The 16700-nt window shown below is 59.1% G+C and carries 14 protein-coding genes, 1 tRNA gene and 1 pseudogene; 13 read left to right on the plus strand and 3 right to left on the minus strand.

What is annotated here, in order from left to right; genetic code table 11:
* The first annotated feature begins 119 nt into the window (after positions 1–119).
* On the plus strand, positions 120–401 hold the full coding sequence (locus FZ934_RS06565) for a hypothetical protein (RefSeq protein ID WP_153270408.1): 282 nt from the start codon (positions 120–122) through the stop codon (positions 399–401).
* Between the two features lie 65 nt (positions 402–466).
* On the opposite strand, the gene FZ934_RS06570 is transcribed toward FZ934_RS06565, so the two are convergent.
* Positions 467–718, minus strand: coding sequence for a GlsB/YeaQ/YmgE family stress response membrane protein (locus FZ934_RS06570; RefSeq protein WP_056819363.1), 252 nt, complete (start codon positions 716–718; stop codon positions 467–469).
* Positions 719–1261: 543 nt separating this feature from the next.
* On the minus strand, positions 1262–1564 hold the full coding sequence (locus tag FZ934_RS28640; protein WP_153270409.1) for a hypothetical protein: 303 nt from the start codon (positions 1562–1564) through the stop codon (positions 1262–1264).
* A gap of 39 nt (positions 1565–1603) precedes the next feature.
* Between FZ934_RS28640 and FZ934_RS06580 the strand changes: the two genes are divergently transcribed.
* From FZ934_RS06580 to FZ934_RS06620, 9 genes and pseudogenes are all read left to right on the plus strand, one after another.
* Positions 1604–1693: transfer RNA gene (locus tag FZ934_RS06580), tRNA-Ser, on the plus strand.
* Between the two features lie 1089 nt (positions 1694–2782).
* Complete coding sequence (locus FZ934_RS06585) at positions 2783–4381, plus strand: peptide ABC transporter substrate-binding protein (protein WP_113362967.1); 1599 nt, start codon at positions 2783–2785, stop codon at positions 4379–4381.
* A 60-nt stretch (positions 4382–4441) separates the two neighbouring features.
* Positions 4442–5365, plus strand: a complete 924-nt coding sequence (gene oppB, locus FZ934_RS06590) for an oligopeptide ABC transporter permease OppB (RefSeq protein WP_056819356.1) — start codon at positions 4442–4444, stop codon at positions 5363–5365.
* Positions 5358–6491, plus strand: a complete 1134-nt coding sequence (locus tag FZ934_RS06595) for an ABC transporter permease (protein WP_153270410.1) — start codon at positions 5358–5360, stop codon at positions 6489–6491. Before oppB ends, FZ934_RS06595 begins: the two co-directional genes overlap by 8 nt.
* 1 nt (position 6492) lies before the next feature.
* Positions 6493–8091 (plus strand): ABC transporter ATP-binding protein, encoded by a 1599-nt coding sequence (locus FZ934_RS06600; protein ID WP_153270411.1) that lies wholly within the window; start codon positions 6493–6495, stop codon positions 8089–8091.
* Between the two features lie 236 nt (positions 8092–8327).
* Positions 8328–9430, plus strand: a pseudogene (locus FZ934_RS06605) (septal ring lytic transglycosylase RlpA family protein).
* Between the two features lie 29 nt (positions 9431–9459).
* The gene (locus tag FZ934_RS06610) at positions 9460–10668 is read left to right on the plus strand and encodes a D-alanyl-D-alanine carboxypeptidase family protein (RefSeq protein ID WP_153270412.1); all 1209 of its coding nucleotides are present in this window, start codon (positions 9460–9462) and stop codon (positions 10666–10668) included.
* A 128-nt stretch (positions 10669–10796) separates the two neighbouring features.
* Entirely contained in the window at positions 10797–11474 is a 678-nt protein-coding gene (tmk, locus tag FZ934_RS06615; protein WP_153270413.1) for a dTMP kinase, read from the plus strand.
* Positions 11467–12489 (plus strand): DNA polymerase III subunit delta', encoded by a 1023-nt coding sequence (locus FZ934_RS06620; protein WP_153270414.1) that lies wholly within the window; start codon positions 11467–11469, stop codon positions 12487–12489. The genes tmk and FZ934_RS06620 overlap by 8 nt, the downstream gene beginning before the upstream one ends.
* On the opposite strand, the gene FZ934_RS06625 is transcribed toward FZ934_RS06620, so the two are convergent.
* On the minus strand, positions 12490–13281 hold the full coding sequence (locus tag FZ934_RS06625; RefSeq protein WP_432443612.1) for a sulfite exporter TauE/SafE family protein: 792 nt from the start codon (positions 13279–13281) through the stop codon (positions 12490–12492).
* Positions 13282–13524: 243 nt separating this feature from the next.
* Here FZ934_RS06625 and metG point away from each other — a divergent pair, with 243 nt between their 5' ends.
* Genes metG through FZ934_RS06640 form a run of 3 tightly spaced genes read left to right on the plus strand, consistent with a single transcriptional unit; the run spans position 13525 to position 16700 of the window.
* On the plus strand, positions 13525–15075 hold the full coding sequence (metG, locus tag FZ934_RS06630) for a methionine--tRNA ligase (RefSeq protein ID WP_153270416.1): 1551 nt from the start codon (positions 13525–13527) through the stop codon (positions 15073–15075).
* 7 nt (positions 15076–15082) lie between these two features.
* Positions 15083–15865 carry a TatD family hydrolase gene (locus tag FZ934_RS06635; protein WP_153270417.1) on the plus strand — a complete coding sequence of 261 codons (783 nt, stop codon included), beginning with the start codon at positions 15083–15085 and terminating at the stop codon, positions 15863–15865.
* Between the two features lie 4 nt (positions 15866–15869).
* The gene (locus FZ934_RS06640; RefSeq protein WP_153270418.1) at positions 15870–16700 is read left to right on the plus strand and encodes an MBL fold metallo-hydrolase; all 831 of its coding nucleotides are present in this window, start codon (positions 15870–15872) and stop codon (positions 16698–16700) included.

Here is a 16700-nt window from a genome sequence, read left to right on the forward strand (position 1 = left end):
ACATCTGCGCTATATCAGCGGTTGCCTCCGGCATCCCGGCCGCAACAAATGGCCCGCCTTTCGGAACCTTTGGTGCGGTTACCACGTTGAACAGCATCCCGAACAAAGAGGAGCAGACAATGGCCGATTTGAAAACCGCCTCCACCCAGTCTACAGCAGCGCGCGTGAAGGCGGAAATCGCAGCAGACGACCTTTCGGCACAGGTCGCCGCGTTGCGTGAAGATCTTGCTCGGCTGTCCGAAAGCGTGGTTGCGCTGGGGCAGGGCGCCAAGACCGCTGTTGCGGACGAGGCCTCTGTGATGACGGAGCGCGTGCGTGACAAGGTTCGTGAAGAGCCCATCTTCGCGCTCGCGGTGACGGCGGGCGTAGCCTATTTGTTCGGACTGATGAGCCGCCGATAGTATTTGAAGAGTCGCACTGGAAAGGGCCGAACGGATATCCGCTCGGCCCTTATTCGTCAGGAAAATTAACGTCGTATGATGCGCCCGAGCGCAATCAGCAGGCAGGCGCCCACGAAGCCCGCGATCAAATAGCCAATCCAGCCTCCGAGCGCCACGCCAAATCCTGCGAGGATGGCGTTGGCGATGATCGCGCCGACAATGCCGAGCAGGATATTCATGAGAATACCCATGTTGCTGTTCATGAATTTCTCGGCGAGCCACCCCGCTATGCCGCCGATGATAATGGCTGCAAACCAGCCTACGCCTGCGCTTTCCATAATGTATATCCTTTTCGAAGAAAGAGACATCAATGTCGAGAATATGCGGCATGAAGGCACGGCGATGACAGTACAGAGTGCTGACTATACTCAGGCTTTCACCGCAATCATAGCCGTACGCAAGTAGATAGGCACGCGCTCGACTGCAGCAAGGGACGCACAAGAACAGCGCCACGAATGCTGCGGTGCGGTATTAACCGGTAAGAAATAAGCCTATCTCGAGTCTTCTCCATGAAATGCAACCTTTTGGGGATTTTATGAAATTACTCGACGTTATGTCGAGTAATCACGACGCGAGAGTCTTGCAAACAAACAGCATGCAGCGAAAGCACAGGTGACACGCCGAAATGCGAAGAAGCCTCGAAGGCCAATCTCTTTGAATTTTGTAGGCTCTTGCCGTTTGCGTGCCGATTCTGGGGCTCGATCGCGAGCACGTGGGTGTAGTCAAAATGGCGCACCTCCCATTGAAATGAATCTTTATTTCAGCAAGCTCTTGCTCAACCTTTAATCTATGTCATGGTAGCTCTCTGGAAATGAGGGGTATCAGTCATGATTAATCTTCAGTCGGCCGATAAGCACGCTGCCCATGATCAACGCCTGCTGGATTGCCGCGCGGAGGTCGAACCCGCGCTGCACCGCATCATTGAGGATGCTCAGCAACAGGGCTGGGCTCCAGCGGAAGTCGCGATGGCGATCGCCGACGCCGCCGATGATTTCATTCTGCTTCTCGCGACGAGAAAGACCACAGCTCACTGATCCGGCGTCAAGCTCACTCCAACAGCTGTCGTTGCCAACCCACGGCAGCTGTTGACGACGCGCATGGGTCACTATAAAGCCTGACGTCATTCGTGACTGCTGCTCCGCGTTGAGCGCAGTTGCTGGTCAGGAAGAGTGTCCGAGTGGTTTAAGGAACCGGTCTTGAAAACCGGCGTGCGGGAGACCGTACCGTGGGTTCGAATCCCACCTCTTCCGCCACTGTTTGTTATCTACGAATTTTATCTCATTTGAATTCTGTTTGGGCGTCAAATTCCGCTCCCAGCACTGTTCGGCAAACATGCCGGCTTGCGGCGGTTGTTGCAGGCTGCGCTTCATGTCTCCCGATCTCGCCCATGCCTAAAACCTACGCTCATCGTTCGAATAAAGTGCCGCGGGTGAACGCACGATGAGAAGCTTTGCTAAACCTCGCATCGGGGCTTGCCCTAAAGCAGGACGACGCCGCAGTTTGCCACATACGACCAACCGGATTGGGACCCGTGCTTTCGCTGGGCTGCACTTTGGCGAGGGGCTGCAGCCTGTCATATCTGGCGCTGTCGCGGAGCCACGAATCATTGTGCTGTCCGCTCGCGCCGGAACCTTTGGCCAGGGCATCCGTTTCATATCTGCAACGCCCCACATTTGAACGTTGCGCGGACTGGTTGGAACCCATCCCAACGGTCCAAAAAGGCCCGGCGCATAGCCCAAGCGCCGGGCTTCCTCGTTCATGGAACCATCTGGCGTTTCCGCCATTGAAATCGTAGCGGCGCTTTCCTGTAGCGTCGCCCAATCGGTGATCGACCTCAAATCGTCGGTTGGAAATAATAAGCCCGGTGCCGGTCCCTCCGCGCCGGGCTTTCAGATTCGCGTTGCCAATTTGTGGTCGCGTGATGGCTTGAAACCTTGTTCGTGGATCTGACCGGTCAGCCAAGAGGGCGGGATCTCAGTTTTCCACCGGTGCAGGAATAGCGTCCAGAGGTTGAGCTGACCGTTGGCTGGTGTTTCCCGTTCGTCACCTCGATACTACGAAAGCCAATGGCGCCAAATCTGCGCAATTCTCATAAGCGGAAAAGAAGTACGGGCGCCGCATTACGGACATTGCGCCAAGAGCTTTTTAATTGGCGAAAAGTTGCTTGGACGCCATCTTCGACACAGATGTAGGGAGTGCCGCTTGCGAGGATGATCAAGGGTTGTATTCCCGTCGCCGCCGTCCGTATGAGGGAATGCCGTACGCAAAATGCCTTGATTTCTCGAATTTTATGGCTTTCACTCCGGCAACTCTATGTAGAACAACAAAAGGGGAAAACAAAAATGGGATCCAGAATACTCAAGCTTCACACCGCCTTTTTGCTCGGCGCCGTCCTTCTCGGAAGCACGCCCGCTTTGGCTGAAACGGTCCTTCATCGCGGCAATGCCGGCGAACCTCAGACGCTCGACCAGGCGCATACCTCGATCAATATCGAGGAGTTCATTCTGAAGGATCTGTACGAGGGGCTGACCATCTATGATGCATCCGGCAAGATCGTGCCGGGCGCTGCCGAATCGTGGACGTTGTCCGATGATGCGCTCACCTACACGTTTAAGCTGCGCCAGGATGCGAAGTGGTCCGACGGTTCGCCTGTAACCGCTGACGATTTCGTCTTCTCGTTCCAGCGCGTCGAGGATCCGAAGACTGCAGCCGAATATGCCAACATCCTCTATCCGATCAAGAATGGGGAGAAGGTGAACAAGGGCGGGCTCGCGCCGGCGGAACTCGGCGTAAAGGCTGTGGATGCAAAGACGCTGGAGATCAAGGTCGAGCGGCCGACGCCGTTCTTCCTCGAGCTTCTGGCGCATCAGACGGCGTTGCCGGTTTCCAAGGCAAGTGTCGAGAAGAACGGCGCCGACTTCGTGAAGCCCGGCGTCATGGTCTCGAACGGTGCATTCAAGCTTGTGAGCCACGTTCCGAACGACAACCTCGTCGTCGAGAAGAACCCCAGCTATTGGGATGCGGCCAATGTGAAGCTCGACAAGGTCGTTTTCTACCCGATCGACGATCAGGCCGCATCCGTTCGCCGTTTCGAGGCGAAGGAAATGGATCTGGTCTATAACTTCTCGGCAGACCAGATCGATCGCCTGCGCAGCTCCTATTCGGATCAGGTGCACGTCTCGCCGACGCTGGCTACCTATTATTACGCGTTCGACAGCCGCCAGGAGCCGTACAGCGACGTTCGCGTGCGCCGTGCCCTGTCCATGGCGATCGACCGCGATTTCCTGGCAAAGGAGATCTATAGCGGGTCCCAGATCCCAGCCTATTCGCTCGTTCCGCCCGGTATCGATACCTATGGCGCTCCGGCCAAGGCCGATTTCGCCGATGTTTCGCAGCTTGATCGCGAGGACAAGGCTATCGAACTGATGAAGGAGGCGGGCTACGGTGACGGCGGCAAGCCGTTGAACATCGAGATTCGCTACAACACCAATCCGAACCACGAGCGTGTCGCCACTGCCGTTGCCGACATGTGGAAGAACACCTTCAAGGCGAAGGTTTCGCTCGTGAACCTCGACGTCTCCTCGCACTACGCTTACCTGCAGGAAGGTGGCAAGTTCAACGTCGCGCGCGCCGGCTGGGTTGCCGACTATGCGGATGCAGAGAACTTCCTGGCGCTCAATCTCAGCACCAACAAGACGTTCAATTACGGTCACTATGAAAGCCCGGAATTCGACGCCTTGATGGCGAAATCCTATGCCGAGACCGACCCGGCTGCGCGTTCGAAGCTACTGCACGAAGCTGAGACGCATCTGATGGCCGACCAGCCGGTCGCGCCGTTGCTGACCCAGGCCGACCTTTGGCTCGTTTCGAGCCGCGTGCAGGGCTGGCATGACAATGCTGCCAATCAGCACCTGAGCCGTTTCCTGAGCGTTTCCCAGTAATAGACTGGCGCAGACGGCGCACGAGCGAGAGCCCGTGCGCCGTTGCACAGGAGGACGGGTATGATTGCCTTCGTTTTGCGACGTCTCGCAAGCGCGGTTCCGACGCTTTTCATCGTCGTGACGATTTCATTTTTCTTGATGCGGTTCGCCCCTGGCGGTCCGTTCAATCTCGAGCGGCCGCTGCCCCCGGCGACGATGGAGAACCTGATGCGGACGTATCAGCTCGATCAGCCGCTGTGGCGCCAGTACGCGACCTACATCGGCAATGCCGTTCGCGGAGATTTCGGTCCGAGCTATGTCTATAAGGACAACAGCGTCGCCGAACTGATCGGCAAGGGCCTGCCTTATTCGATGGAACTCGGCTTCTACGCGCTGCTGCTGGCGCTTGTCGGCGGTGTTCTGATGGGCACGGTCGCGGCCCTCAGGCAGAACAGTGCCTTCGATTTTTCGATCATGTCGCTGGCGACGATCGGAACAACCGTGCCGAATTTCGTCGTCGGTCCGGTACTGACGCTTATCTTCGCAGTCTCGCTATCGCTCCTTCCGGCCGGCGGCTGGGGAGACGGATCCTTGCGTTTTCTCATCCTGCCGATGATTGCGCTGGCGCTGCCGCAGCTCGCGGTCTTTGCCCGATTGACCCGCGGTTCGATGATCGAAGCGCTTCACGCCGACCATATCCGCACAGCCCGCGCTTACGGATTGCCTGCGCGCGTCGTCGTCGTGACCCATGCCATGCGCGGCGCCATGCTGCCGGTGGTTTCCTATCTTGCCCCATGCGCGGCGGCTCTTTTGACCGGTTCCGCTGTTGTGGAAACGATCTTCACGATCCCCGGCGTCGGCCGTTACTTCGTTCTTGGCGCCCTCAATCGCGACTACACCCTGGTTATGGGGACGGTCATCCTGGTCGCCATTTTCGTGATCATTTTCAATCTGATGGTCGATATCCTCTACGGCCTTCTCGATCCGAGGGTCCGTCATGACTGATCATGTCGCGGGTTCATCGCAGGCCGTTTCCGGCAAAGCCGGCCGCAGCCTGTTCCAGCTGGCCCTCATTCGCTTCCGACGCAATCGAGCCGCGATGGCGGGTTGCGTGATGATGGTGCTGATCAGCCTTTTCGCCTTTGTCGGGCCGCTCTTCGTGTCCCACACCTATGATCAGGTCTTCTCATCCTATGTGACGGTGCCACCGAGCCTGAAGCCACGCCCTGACGTTTCCGCGTTGCAGGACGTCGCGGAAGGGGTGGCGACCCGGGCGCGTGTAAAGCTCGATAGCTTCAAGGTCGAGGGCGAGGCGTTCACCGCCACTGTCAACTCCGAAAACCCCATCGACCCACGCGCCACGCGCTATTTCGACCGCGCGAACGAGTTTCGTGAGACCAGCGTCGGCGCCACGCAGAATGACGGGCGCACATTGGTCATAACAGGCAAGGTCAACCGAGAGTATTTTCCGTTCGGGACGGACTTGAACGGCCGCGATCTGCTGGCGCGCGTGATGCTTGGCGGGCAGATATCCATCGCCGTCGGTCTGCTTGCCAGCTTCGTTTCGCTGGGAATCGGTGTGTTTTACGGCGCAACGTCCGGCTATCTCGGTGGTCGGATCGACAACGTCATGATGCGGCTTGTCGAAATTCTCTATTCGCTACCCTTCGTGTTTCTCGTCGTCGTCCTGGTGGTCTTCTTCGGCCGCAGCTTCATCCTCATATTCCTCGTCATTGGCGCGGTCGAATGGCTTGATATGGCCCGTATCGTGCGGGGACAGACCTTGGCGTTGAAGCGCCGGGAGTTTGTCGGCGCAGCACAGGCGCTCGGCTTGACGGATTGGCAGATCATCCGCCGCCACATTATTCCGAACACGATCGGCCCGGTCATCGTCTTTGTCACTGTCGTCGTGCCGAAGGTCATCCTTCTGGAAAGCTTCCTGTCGTTCCTGGGGCTTGGCGTCCAGGCGCCGCTGACCAGCTGGGGTGCACTGATCTCCGAGGGCGCGAACAACATCCAGTCGGCGCCGTGGCTGCTGATCTTTCCATCCATCTTCTTCGTCGCAACGCTCTTCTCGCTGAATTTCATCGGCGACGGCCTGCGTGACGCACTCGACCCGAAGGACCGCTGACATGGCATCCGAAGATACGATTCTTGCCATTCGCGGCCTCAAGGTCGATTTCGAGACGCCGGACGGGCAGGTGAATGCAGTCAAGGGCATCGACCTCGACGTGCGGGCAGGCGAGACGCTGGCGATCGTCGGCGAATCCGGTTCCGGCAAGAGCCAGACCATGATGGGCCTGATGGGACTTCTCGCCAAGAACGGGACGGCAAGCGGCTCTGCCAAATACCGCGGCAAGGAGCTTGTCGGACTTGCCCCGAAAGAACTGAATGACATTCGTGGTGCCAAGGTCACCATGATCTTCCAGGAGCCGATGACGTCGCTCGATCCGCTTTATCCAATCGGTCGCCAGATCGCCGAGCCAATCGTCCATCACCGAGGCGGAACGCACAAGGAAGCGCGCAAGCGCGTTCTGGAACTGCTGGAGCTTGTCGGCATTCCGGACCCGGGCCGTCGCATCGACAGCTATCCGCACGAACTCTCGGGCGGGCAGCGCCAGCGCGTGATGATCGCGATGGCCTTGGCGAACGAGCCGGACATCCTTATTGCCGACGAGCCGACGACAGCACTCGATGTCACAATCCAGGCGCAGATCCTGTCCCTTCTTGCGTCGCTTCAGCAGCGCTTCGGGATGGCGATCGTGCTGATTACGCACGATCTCGGCATCGTCAGGCATTTCGCCGAGCGCGTCGTGGTTATGCGACGCGGCGAGGTAGTCGAGCAGGGCACCACGGCGGATATCTTCGAACGGCCAACCGCGGACTATACCCGCATGCTCCTGGCCGCCGAACCGCACGGACGAAAGTCCTCGCCGGAGGACGGCGCACCTATCATCTTGGAGGGCCGGGACGTCACCGTAGACTTCGAGATCGGGGGCGGTCTCTTTTCCGGTGGACGTCGACTATTCCGCGGCGTGGACGGCGTGACCGTCAAGCTGCGGGAAGGGCAGACGATCGGGATCGTCGGCGAATCCGGTTCAGGCAAATCGACGCTCGGACGCGCACTCCTGCGTCTTGTCAAAAGCGCTGGCCATTACCGCTTTGGAGCGATCGATATCTCCAACTACGATAGGAAGCGCATGCGACCGCTCCGCAAGGAGATGCAGCTTGTCTTCCAGGATCCCTACGGTTCGTTGTCTCCACGCCAGACAGTCGGCGAGGTCATCACCGAAGGCCTTCTCGTTCATGAGCCCGGATTGAGCAAGGTCGACCGCGACCGCCGCGCTATCGCGGCACTGAAGGAGGTCGGCCTGGACCCGGACGCGCGCAACCGCTACCCGCATGAATTCTCAGGCGGTCAGCGACAGCGCATCGCTATTGCCCGTGCGATGATCCTCAAACCCCAGGTGGTGATCCTTGACGAACCGACATCGGCACTTGACCGCTCGGTACAGGGGCAGGTGATCGATCTTCTGCGTCTGCTGCAGGACAGCCACAAGCTTTCTTACATCTTCATCAGCCACGATCTTTCAGTCGTGAAGGCAATGTCGGACTATGTTGTCGTCATGAAAGATGGACGGATTGTCGAGCAGGGAGATACGGATGCCATCTTCCAGAAGCCCCGCGAAGATTACACGAAAGCGCTGATAGGTGCGGCCTTCACCATCTGAAACCGTTGCCGGGTGGGGCCTTCGGGGCGATCTCCAAGGCTTTCAGTGCCGCCACAATGCTTAAATTAGCATTTTATTAACCATGTTAATTAGAATTGTAGCTATCACGTCGAAAGTCTTCGCAAAATTGCCGCGAAGGCAGCATGATTAAAGTCTCGTTAGGTTGATGGGATTAGGGGTGTCTTGCCCGTAGGGCGGATTTCTTAACCATAACGGTCTTGAACGGCGTGGGACATATGAGACGAGACTTCGGGGCGGCGTCATTCGCAACGGCAGTGCGATGGGTAGGTCTATCGCTGGTTTGTGCAACTGTTACGGCATGTGGAACGGCCCCGACTTCGCCTGCAAAGCCGAAGCACGGCAAGGAATATTTCTCGGAAAAGGAATATGGCGTAAAGGCCAGCCCGCGCGTTGCGAACGGCGACAATATCCCGAAGGGCGGCGGCCGCTATATCGTCGGCAATCCTACGTCGTCAAAGGCAAGTGGTATTATCCGAAGGAAGATTTCTCCTATAACAAGGTCGGCATCGCGTCGTGGTATGGTTCGGCTTTCCATGGCCGCCTGACGGCAAATGGCGAAGTCTACGACCAGATGCACCTTTCCGCCGCGCATCCGACGTTTCCACTGCCAAGCTACGCCCGCGTGACCAACGTCGAAACCGGTTCTTCCGTCATCGTACGCGTCAACGACCGTGGCCCTTACCACGAGGGGCGCATCATCGATCTCTCGAACAAGACCGCCGACATGCTCGATCTGCAGCATAGCGGCACCGGCAACGTTCGCGTTCAATATGTCGGCCGCGCCCGCATGGACGGTCACGACATGCCATACCTGATGGCCTCCTACGTTCCGAAGGGTAGCCGCATTCCAGGCGTCAATCCCGGCGGTGGTCAGATCGCTACGGGCGTTATGGTTGCCTCCAACAGCAAGCGTATAACGGCTGACGAGATCCAGAGCTTCGGCGGCTTTACGCCACCGCGTGCGGAAGATGTTCCCGTACCGATGTCCGCGACCTCCTATGCAGGCTCGACGCCGAGCGCGCCCTATAATGCTGCTCCGGTCCCAAGGCCCATGCCGTCGCCAGCTCCGTCGTTCGGTGCAGGTGCGCAGCCGTTCGATCAGATGGTCGTCCTGCCCGAAATCGGCCCGGTCCCATACGAGCGCCCCAATGGCTGGCAGGGCAGTTCGCTCGCCATGGGTTACCAGGAAGAGGCGGTCAAGACCGTAACCGTTGATCTCGCCTTCGATGCCGTCATGGTTCGCAACGATGGCCTGACCGAGGAGTCGATCTTGGCGTCGTTCACGCGTCAGAAGGAGGCCGGGCAGTCCGCTCGATAATTGCAGAAGCCCTTGGCGGAGGCGGGAAGATGAAGGTTTGGCCCTGGCAACACGTGCTTCTGACGTGCATCTTGCTGCTTCCTGCCGGCTTGGCCGAACCGGTCGCGGCAGCTGAGCCAAACACCGCCTTCGATACCAAGGCCGTTCAAGCCTACATGATCGAAGCGTCGACGGGTACTGTTCTGCTCGCGAAGAACGAGAACCAGACATTTTCTCCCGCATCATTGGCAAAGCTCGCGACCGCGGAGCTCGTTTTCGAAGCGCTGTCAAAGAACCAGATCACCCTCGATACCCAATATCCCGTGTCGGAATATGCCTGGCGGACAGGCGGCGCGCCGTCGCGGACCGCGACCATGTTCGCCGCGCTTAAATCGAACGTTCGCGTCGAAGATCTGTTGAAGGGCATCGCCATTCAGGGCGCGAACGACAGCTGCATCATCCTGGCGGAAGGGATGAGTGGTGGAGAGCCCGCGTTTGCGGAAGCAATGACACGCAAGGCGAAGAGCCTTGGCATGCAGCGTTCCATCTTCGGCAACTCCACGGGATTACCCGACGGAAAGAGCAAGACGACCGCCTACGACATGGTGACGCTGGCTTTGGATCTGCAGCAGAGTTATCCCAACTACTATTCCTATTTCGCGCTCCCGGATTTCCAGTGGAACAAGATCTTCCAGCGAAACCGAAATCCGCTGCTCGGCTTCGGCATGGGTGTTGATGGTCTCGCAACCGGGTTTGCAGAGGGTGAAGGCTATTCGATCGTGGCATCGGCTGAGCGAAACGGCCGGCGCCTTTTCATGGCGCTCGGTGGCCTTCCGTCCGACAAGGAGCGCACCGATGAGGCAAAACGGGTCCTCGAATGGGGCCTCGGTGCGTTTGAGATCCGTCAGCTCTTCGCAGACGGCGAAGTCATCGGAGCGGCTGGCGTCTACGGCGGGGCTGAACGGAACGTTGATCTCGTCGCTGAAAAGGGCGTGAGCGTCTATATCCCCGTCAACAATCCCGACCGTCTGGCTGCGCGTATCGTCTACCATTGGCCCTTGATGGCACCGGTCGCCGCCAATCAGGAAGTCGGTACGCTGCGGATTTTTGCCGGCAGCCGCCTTCTTCGAGAGGTTCCGCTTTATACCAAGGCTGAGGTCGTCGCCGGCTCACTCAGCAGCCGCGCGATCGACGCTATCCTCGAGCTTGGAGAAACGCTGCTGTTTTCCTGGCTATGGGACAAGCCTCAGCCCACGTGATCGCCATATTGATGGTCAATCCTGCGGGAAAGCAGGGAGATCTTCGCAACGCGGTTCCGCTGGCCATAATCTTCCTGTAGATGTACGCCGATAGCGCGATGCGGGCGCGAACATGCAGGAAGTTATCATTGTCGTCCGGCACAGGATTGTTTGTTACATTTGAGGGCGGCGAAGGTGCCGGGAAGTCCACGCAGATCCGCAAACTCGCGGAATCGCTGCGCTCACGCGGCTTCGATGTCTTGCTGACGCGGGAGCCTGGAGGGTCTCCCGGTGCGGAAGCAGTTCGCCACGTTCTCCTGTCGGGTGCTGCGCAGCCATTTGGCACACGAATGGAAGCGATTCTTTTCGCAGCCGCGCGCAACGATCATGTCGAAGGTGTCATTCGTCCTGCCTTAAATGGAGGGAGAGTCGTCCTTTGCGATCGTTTCATGGATTCGTCCCGTGTCTATCAGGGGATTACGGGCAACCTTGAGCCCGAATTCATCGAAACGCTTCAGCGTGTAGCCATCAATGGCGTCATGCCGGATTGCACCGTAATTCTTGATCTCCCGGCCACGGCCGGTCTGGAACGGGCGTCGCGGCGCGGTGCCGCCGTGGCCATTGCTCCCGATCGTTTCGAGAGAGAAGAACTGGAAACGCACGAGAAGCGGCGCGAGGCCTTTCTCGATATCGCCGCCCGCGAACCGGAGCGTTGCCATGTGCTGGACGCGCTCCGTCCTGAAGATGTCATCGCAGCCGATGTGCTGACGATCGTCGAACGGCGACTACCACTCAAAACAAAGATCGCGGAGACGGTTCATGAGTGAGGAACGTCCCGGGCTCCTCGACGGCGCCATCTGGCAGCCCGAGAACACGAAGCTGTTCGGCCACGGGGAGGCGGAAGCCTTCCTGGCGCAATCCTACCGATCCGGCAAAGGGCATCACGCGGTGCTCATCGAAGGGCCAGAAGGCATCGGTAAGTCAACCCTTGCCTTTCGGTTTGCCAATCACGTCCTGTCCCATCCGGATCCGGCAACGGCACCGGCGACAATCGGCGCCCCGGACCTCAATTCGGCGGTAAGCAGACAGATCGCTTCGGGTGCGTCTCACAACCTGCTCTACCTGGCGAGGCCCGTCGACGAGAAGACCGGCAAGGTCAAATCGGCGATTACTGTCGACGAGGTCCGCAAAGCCGGTCGCTTCTTCTCGCAGACATCGGGCACCGGCAACTGGCGCATCGTGATCATCGATCCCGCCGACGACATGAACCGCAATGCGGCCAATGCGATCTTGAAGATACTGGAGGAACCGCCGAAGCGGGCGCTCTTCCTGCTGATCTCGCACGCACCGGGCAAGCTGCTGCCGACCATCCGATCGCGCTGCCTGCCGTTGAAGCTCGCGCCGCTGAGCGATGAGGCCCTTGCGAGCGCTCTGGACCATCTTGGTATCGATGCCGGAGATGAGGCGCTGCTTTCCGCCGCGAACGGCAGCGTCGGGGAGGCGCTGAAGCTGATCAACTATGGCGGCGGCGAAATCATCAGCGCCTACAACGACGTCCTGTCGTCCCAGGGTCCCGCCGCACGGCGGGCGATGCATCGCTTGGCTGACGCGCTTTCCGGGAAGGAAAGCGAGACGATATTCGAGTTTTTCACCACTCACGTAGGGGATGACCTCATGACGCGCGCGCGATCGGCTGCGATCGCCGGCGAGGTCGTAACCGCGGAACGCTTCTCGCGGCTCTATTCGGATATCGTGAACAGATTGACGGTGTCGGACGCCTACAACCTCGATCGCAAGCAAACGATCCTGAGTATCCTTGGCGATATCAAGCAGCCGAGCTGATCAACCGGTAAGCAGTTTCCAGGCCACCACGGCGAGCGTTGCCGCAAGCACGAGCCGGATCGTTCGCTCGTGCAGTTTCGGCGCGAGCAGGCTGCCGGCGATGATTCCGGGAATAGAACCGACGAGCAGGGCGAGCAGCATGCCCCAGTCGATCTCGCCGATCATCCAGTATCCCATGCCGCCGATGAAGGTGAGGGGGACGGCGTGGACGATATCCGAGCCGACGATCTCCCGGACATCGAGGCGAGGGTAGAGGATCAGCAGTACCGTAACGCCGAGCGCGCCAGCGCCGACTGACGTCAAGGTGACGAGAACTCCCAGCGCGAGGCCGAGTAGGGTCGTTAGAACCATGATGGTTGCCGGACGCAGGGGCGGGCGCTCACCCATCGAGCGCTGCGCTAGGGCGAGAACCTGCTTGCGGAAAACCAGCATGAAAGCCGTGATGACAAGCAGCCAGCCGAGCGCCGTCGTGATCGTGTGGGCGACTTCGATGCTCTTGCGGTCTACTCCCGCCATCATCCAGAGCATCAGGAGCGCCGCCGGAACGCTGCCGGCCGCAAGACAGCCGACGACGCGCCAATTGATGCGGCCATGAATGCCATGAACAGCAGTGCCCGCGCTCTTTGTGACTGCGGCGTAGAGGAGATCGGTGCCGACGGCGGTTGCGGGATGCACGCCGAACAGCAAGACAAGGAGCGGTGTCATCAACGACCCGCCACCAACGCCGGTAATGCCCACCAACGCGCCGACAAGCAGCCCGGAAAGGGAGTAAAGCGGATCAAAACTGGCCAGGGTCAAGCCGTGGCCCTCGAGCCTACGTTGAAAACGCTGCTGCGGGGTGCTTTGGATGTCACGTTGCTGTTGCCCTGTCTTCTTTCTCTCCTGCCTAGAGCGATGAAAAAAGCGAGTCAAGCGCACTGCGGGCTTCATAGTCGAATCCCCGGCCGGCATGAAACTTAGTGTTTCGCTTCGTGGCCACATGCGCTAAGAGCGGCTGATAAATTTTATAGAGTAAGCCGGACACGAATGGCCGCCATGACAGACAAGACACCCTTCTACATCACCACCGCGATCTCCTACCCGAACGGCAAGCCGCATATCGGCCACGCCTACGAACTGATCGCGACGGATGCCATGGCGCGCTACCAGCGGCTGGACGGCAAGGATGTCTTCTTCCTGACGGGCACCGACGAGCACGGTCAGAAGATGCAGCAGACGGCGCGCGCCGAAGGCATCTCGCCGCAGGAGCTTGCAGACCGCAACTCCGGCGAGTTCCAGGCAATGGCGACGCTGCTCAATGCCTCGAACGACGATTTCATTCGCACGACGCAGGAGCGTCACCACGAAACGTCGCGAAACATCTGGAACCTGATGGCCGACAACGGCGATATCTATAAGGATTCCTACGCCGGCTGGTATTCGGTTCGCGACGAAGCCTACTATCAGGAAAACGAGACTGAGCTACGTGCCGACGGCGTCCGCTACGGTCCGCAGGGTACGCCTGTAGAGTGGGTTGAAGAGGCGAGCTACTTCTTCAAGCTCTCGGAATACCAGGACAAGCTGCTTGCGCTCTACGAAGCCAATCCCGATTTCATCGGTCCGGCCGAGCGTCGCAACGAAGTCATCTCGTTCGTGAAGTCGGGGCTGAAGGATCTGTCGATCTCGCGCACGACGTTCGATTGGGGCATCAAGGTGCCGAATGATCCCGATCACGTCATGTACGTCTGGGTCGACGCCCTGACGAACTACATCACCGCGACAGGCTATATCGAGGATCGCAACGGTCCTCGCGCGAAGTATTGGCCAGCCGATGTTCACATCATCGGCAAGGACATCATCCGCTTCCACGCGGTCTACTGGCCTGCTTTCCTGATGTCGGCTAAGCTGCCGCTGCCAAAGCGCGTCTTCGCTCACGGATTCTTGCTCAACAAGGGCGAGAAGATGTCCAAATCGCTCGGCAACGTCGTCGATCCCGTCAACCTGGTGAACCATTTCGGTCTCGATCAGGTGCGCTACTTCTTCCTGCGCGAAGTATCGTTCGGTCAGGATGGCAGCTACAGCGAAGAGGCGATCGGCACCCGCATCAATTCAGACCTTGCGAACGGTATCGGCAATCTGGCGAGCCGCTCCCTGTCGATGATCGGCAAGAATTGCGACGGAAAAATTCCTGAATGCGGCCCGCTCACGGACGAGGACAAGGCGATGCTGGCCCAGGCCGACGCGCTGCTTGCGTCGACGCGCGACGATATGAGCAAGCAGCTCATTCACCGCGCCCTGGCTTCGATCATTGCAGTTGTTTCGGAAACAGACCGCTACTTCGCCGGCCAACAGCCTTGGGCCCTGAAGAAGACCGATCCTGCGCGTATGGGCACCGTACTCTATGTCACGGCCGAAGTCGTCCGACAGATCGCCATCCTGCTGCAGCCATTCGTGCCGGAATCGGCAGGCAAGCTGCTGGATCTCGTTGCTGCGCCCGCCGACAAGCGTGACTTCGCAGCACTCGGCGAAGCCGGTCGTCTCGTCGTAGGCACCGAGCTTGAAGCACCGACGCCAGTCTTCCCGCGTTACGTGGCGCCGGAAGCGTGAGGATGTCATGCTGATCGATACGCATTGCCATCTGGACTTCGCTGACTTCGAAGAGGAGCGGGACGAGATCGTCAAGCGCGCTCACGATTCCGGCGTCAAGCAGATGGTGACGATCTCGACGCGCGTGCGCAAGCTCGACGGCCTTCTCGCCATCACCGAGAAATATCCGTCGGTCTTCTGCTCGGTTGGCACGCATCCGAACAGCGCAAACGAAGAACTCGATATCCAGACCGAGGATCTCGTACGCCTTGTCAATGCCCACGAGAAGGTCGTCGCTATCGGCGAGGCGGGTCTGGACTACTTCTACGATACGCAGACGCCTGAGGATCAACAGACAGGGTTCCGCCGTCATATCGCCGCCGCGCGTGAGACGAAGCTTCCGTTGGTCATTCATAGCCGCAGCGCCGATGAAGACATGGCGGCGATCCTGACCGAGGAAACGGGCAAGGGTGCATTTCCCTTCATTCTGCACTGCTTCTCGGCGGGCGCGGAGCTTGCAAGGGTCGGCGTCGAACTCGGAGGCTATATCTCCTTCTCCGGCATTCTGACGTTCCCGAAATCGGAAGAGTTGCGCGATATCGCCACGACCGTTCCGCACGATCGTTTGCTGGTTGAAACCGACGCGCCATATCTTGCGCCGAAGCGTTGGCGCGGCAAGCGCAACGAACCGTCCTACGTAGTGAACACCGCCGAGGTCCTGGCTGAAACGCTTGGGCTCAGCTACGCCGAGATGGCGAAGATCACGACCGACAACGCGTTCCGCATTTTCTCAAAGATGCCAAGGATCTAGCAGCGTGGGATACCGGCGGCGCTTCACCATTCTCGGCTGTTCGTCGTCACCGGGCGTTCCCCGTATCACCGGCGATTGGGGTGCCTGCGATCCTGCCAATCCGAAGAACCGGCGTACCCGTGCTGCCTTCATGGTCCAGCAATTCGACGATAACGGCGGCGTCACGACGGTCGTCATCGACACTGGACCGGATTTTCGCGAGCAGATGATCGCTGCGGGCGTGACGCATATCGATGCGGTGCTCTACACCCACCCTCATGCGGATCACATCCATGGCCTGGACGACCTGCGCGGCTATTTCTATGAAGCCCAGCAACGTGTCCCGATCCACGCGAACAAGGAAACCATGGACCGTATCCGCCAGGGTTTCGGCTATTGCATGGAGACGCCACCCGGCAGCAATTACCCGCCGATCGTTGAACCCAGGGTCATCGAGAGCATTGACGTCCCGGTGCGCATCAGCGGCGCAGGAGGGACGATTGCCTTTCGGCCGCACACGCAGCAGCACGGCGACATCACGTCATTGGGATTTCGCATCGGCGATGTCGCTTATTGCAGCGACATCAGCGACTTTCCGCCGGAAACTGTCGTAAAACTTCAAGAACTCGACATGCTGATCATCGATGCACTGCAGTATCGATATCACCCTAGCCATCTGTCGCTTGAGCAATCACTGGACTGGATCGATCGCCTGAAACCGCGGCGGGCGATCTTGACTCACATGCATACGCCGCTCGACTACGACACTGTTATGGCCGAGACGCCGGATCACGTCGTGCCTGCTTATGACCAGATGAGCTTCGATGTCGAGTTCGAGGAACTGGAAAGCGCCTGA

Origin of the sequence: Rhizobium grahamii, from assembly GCF_009498215.1 — a bacterium.
Classification (GTDB): domain Bacteria; phylum Pseudomonadota; class Alphaproteobacteria; order Rhizobiales; family Rhizobiaceae; genus Rhizobium; species Rhizobium grahamii_A.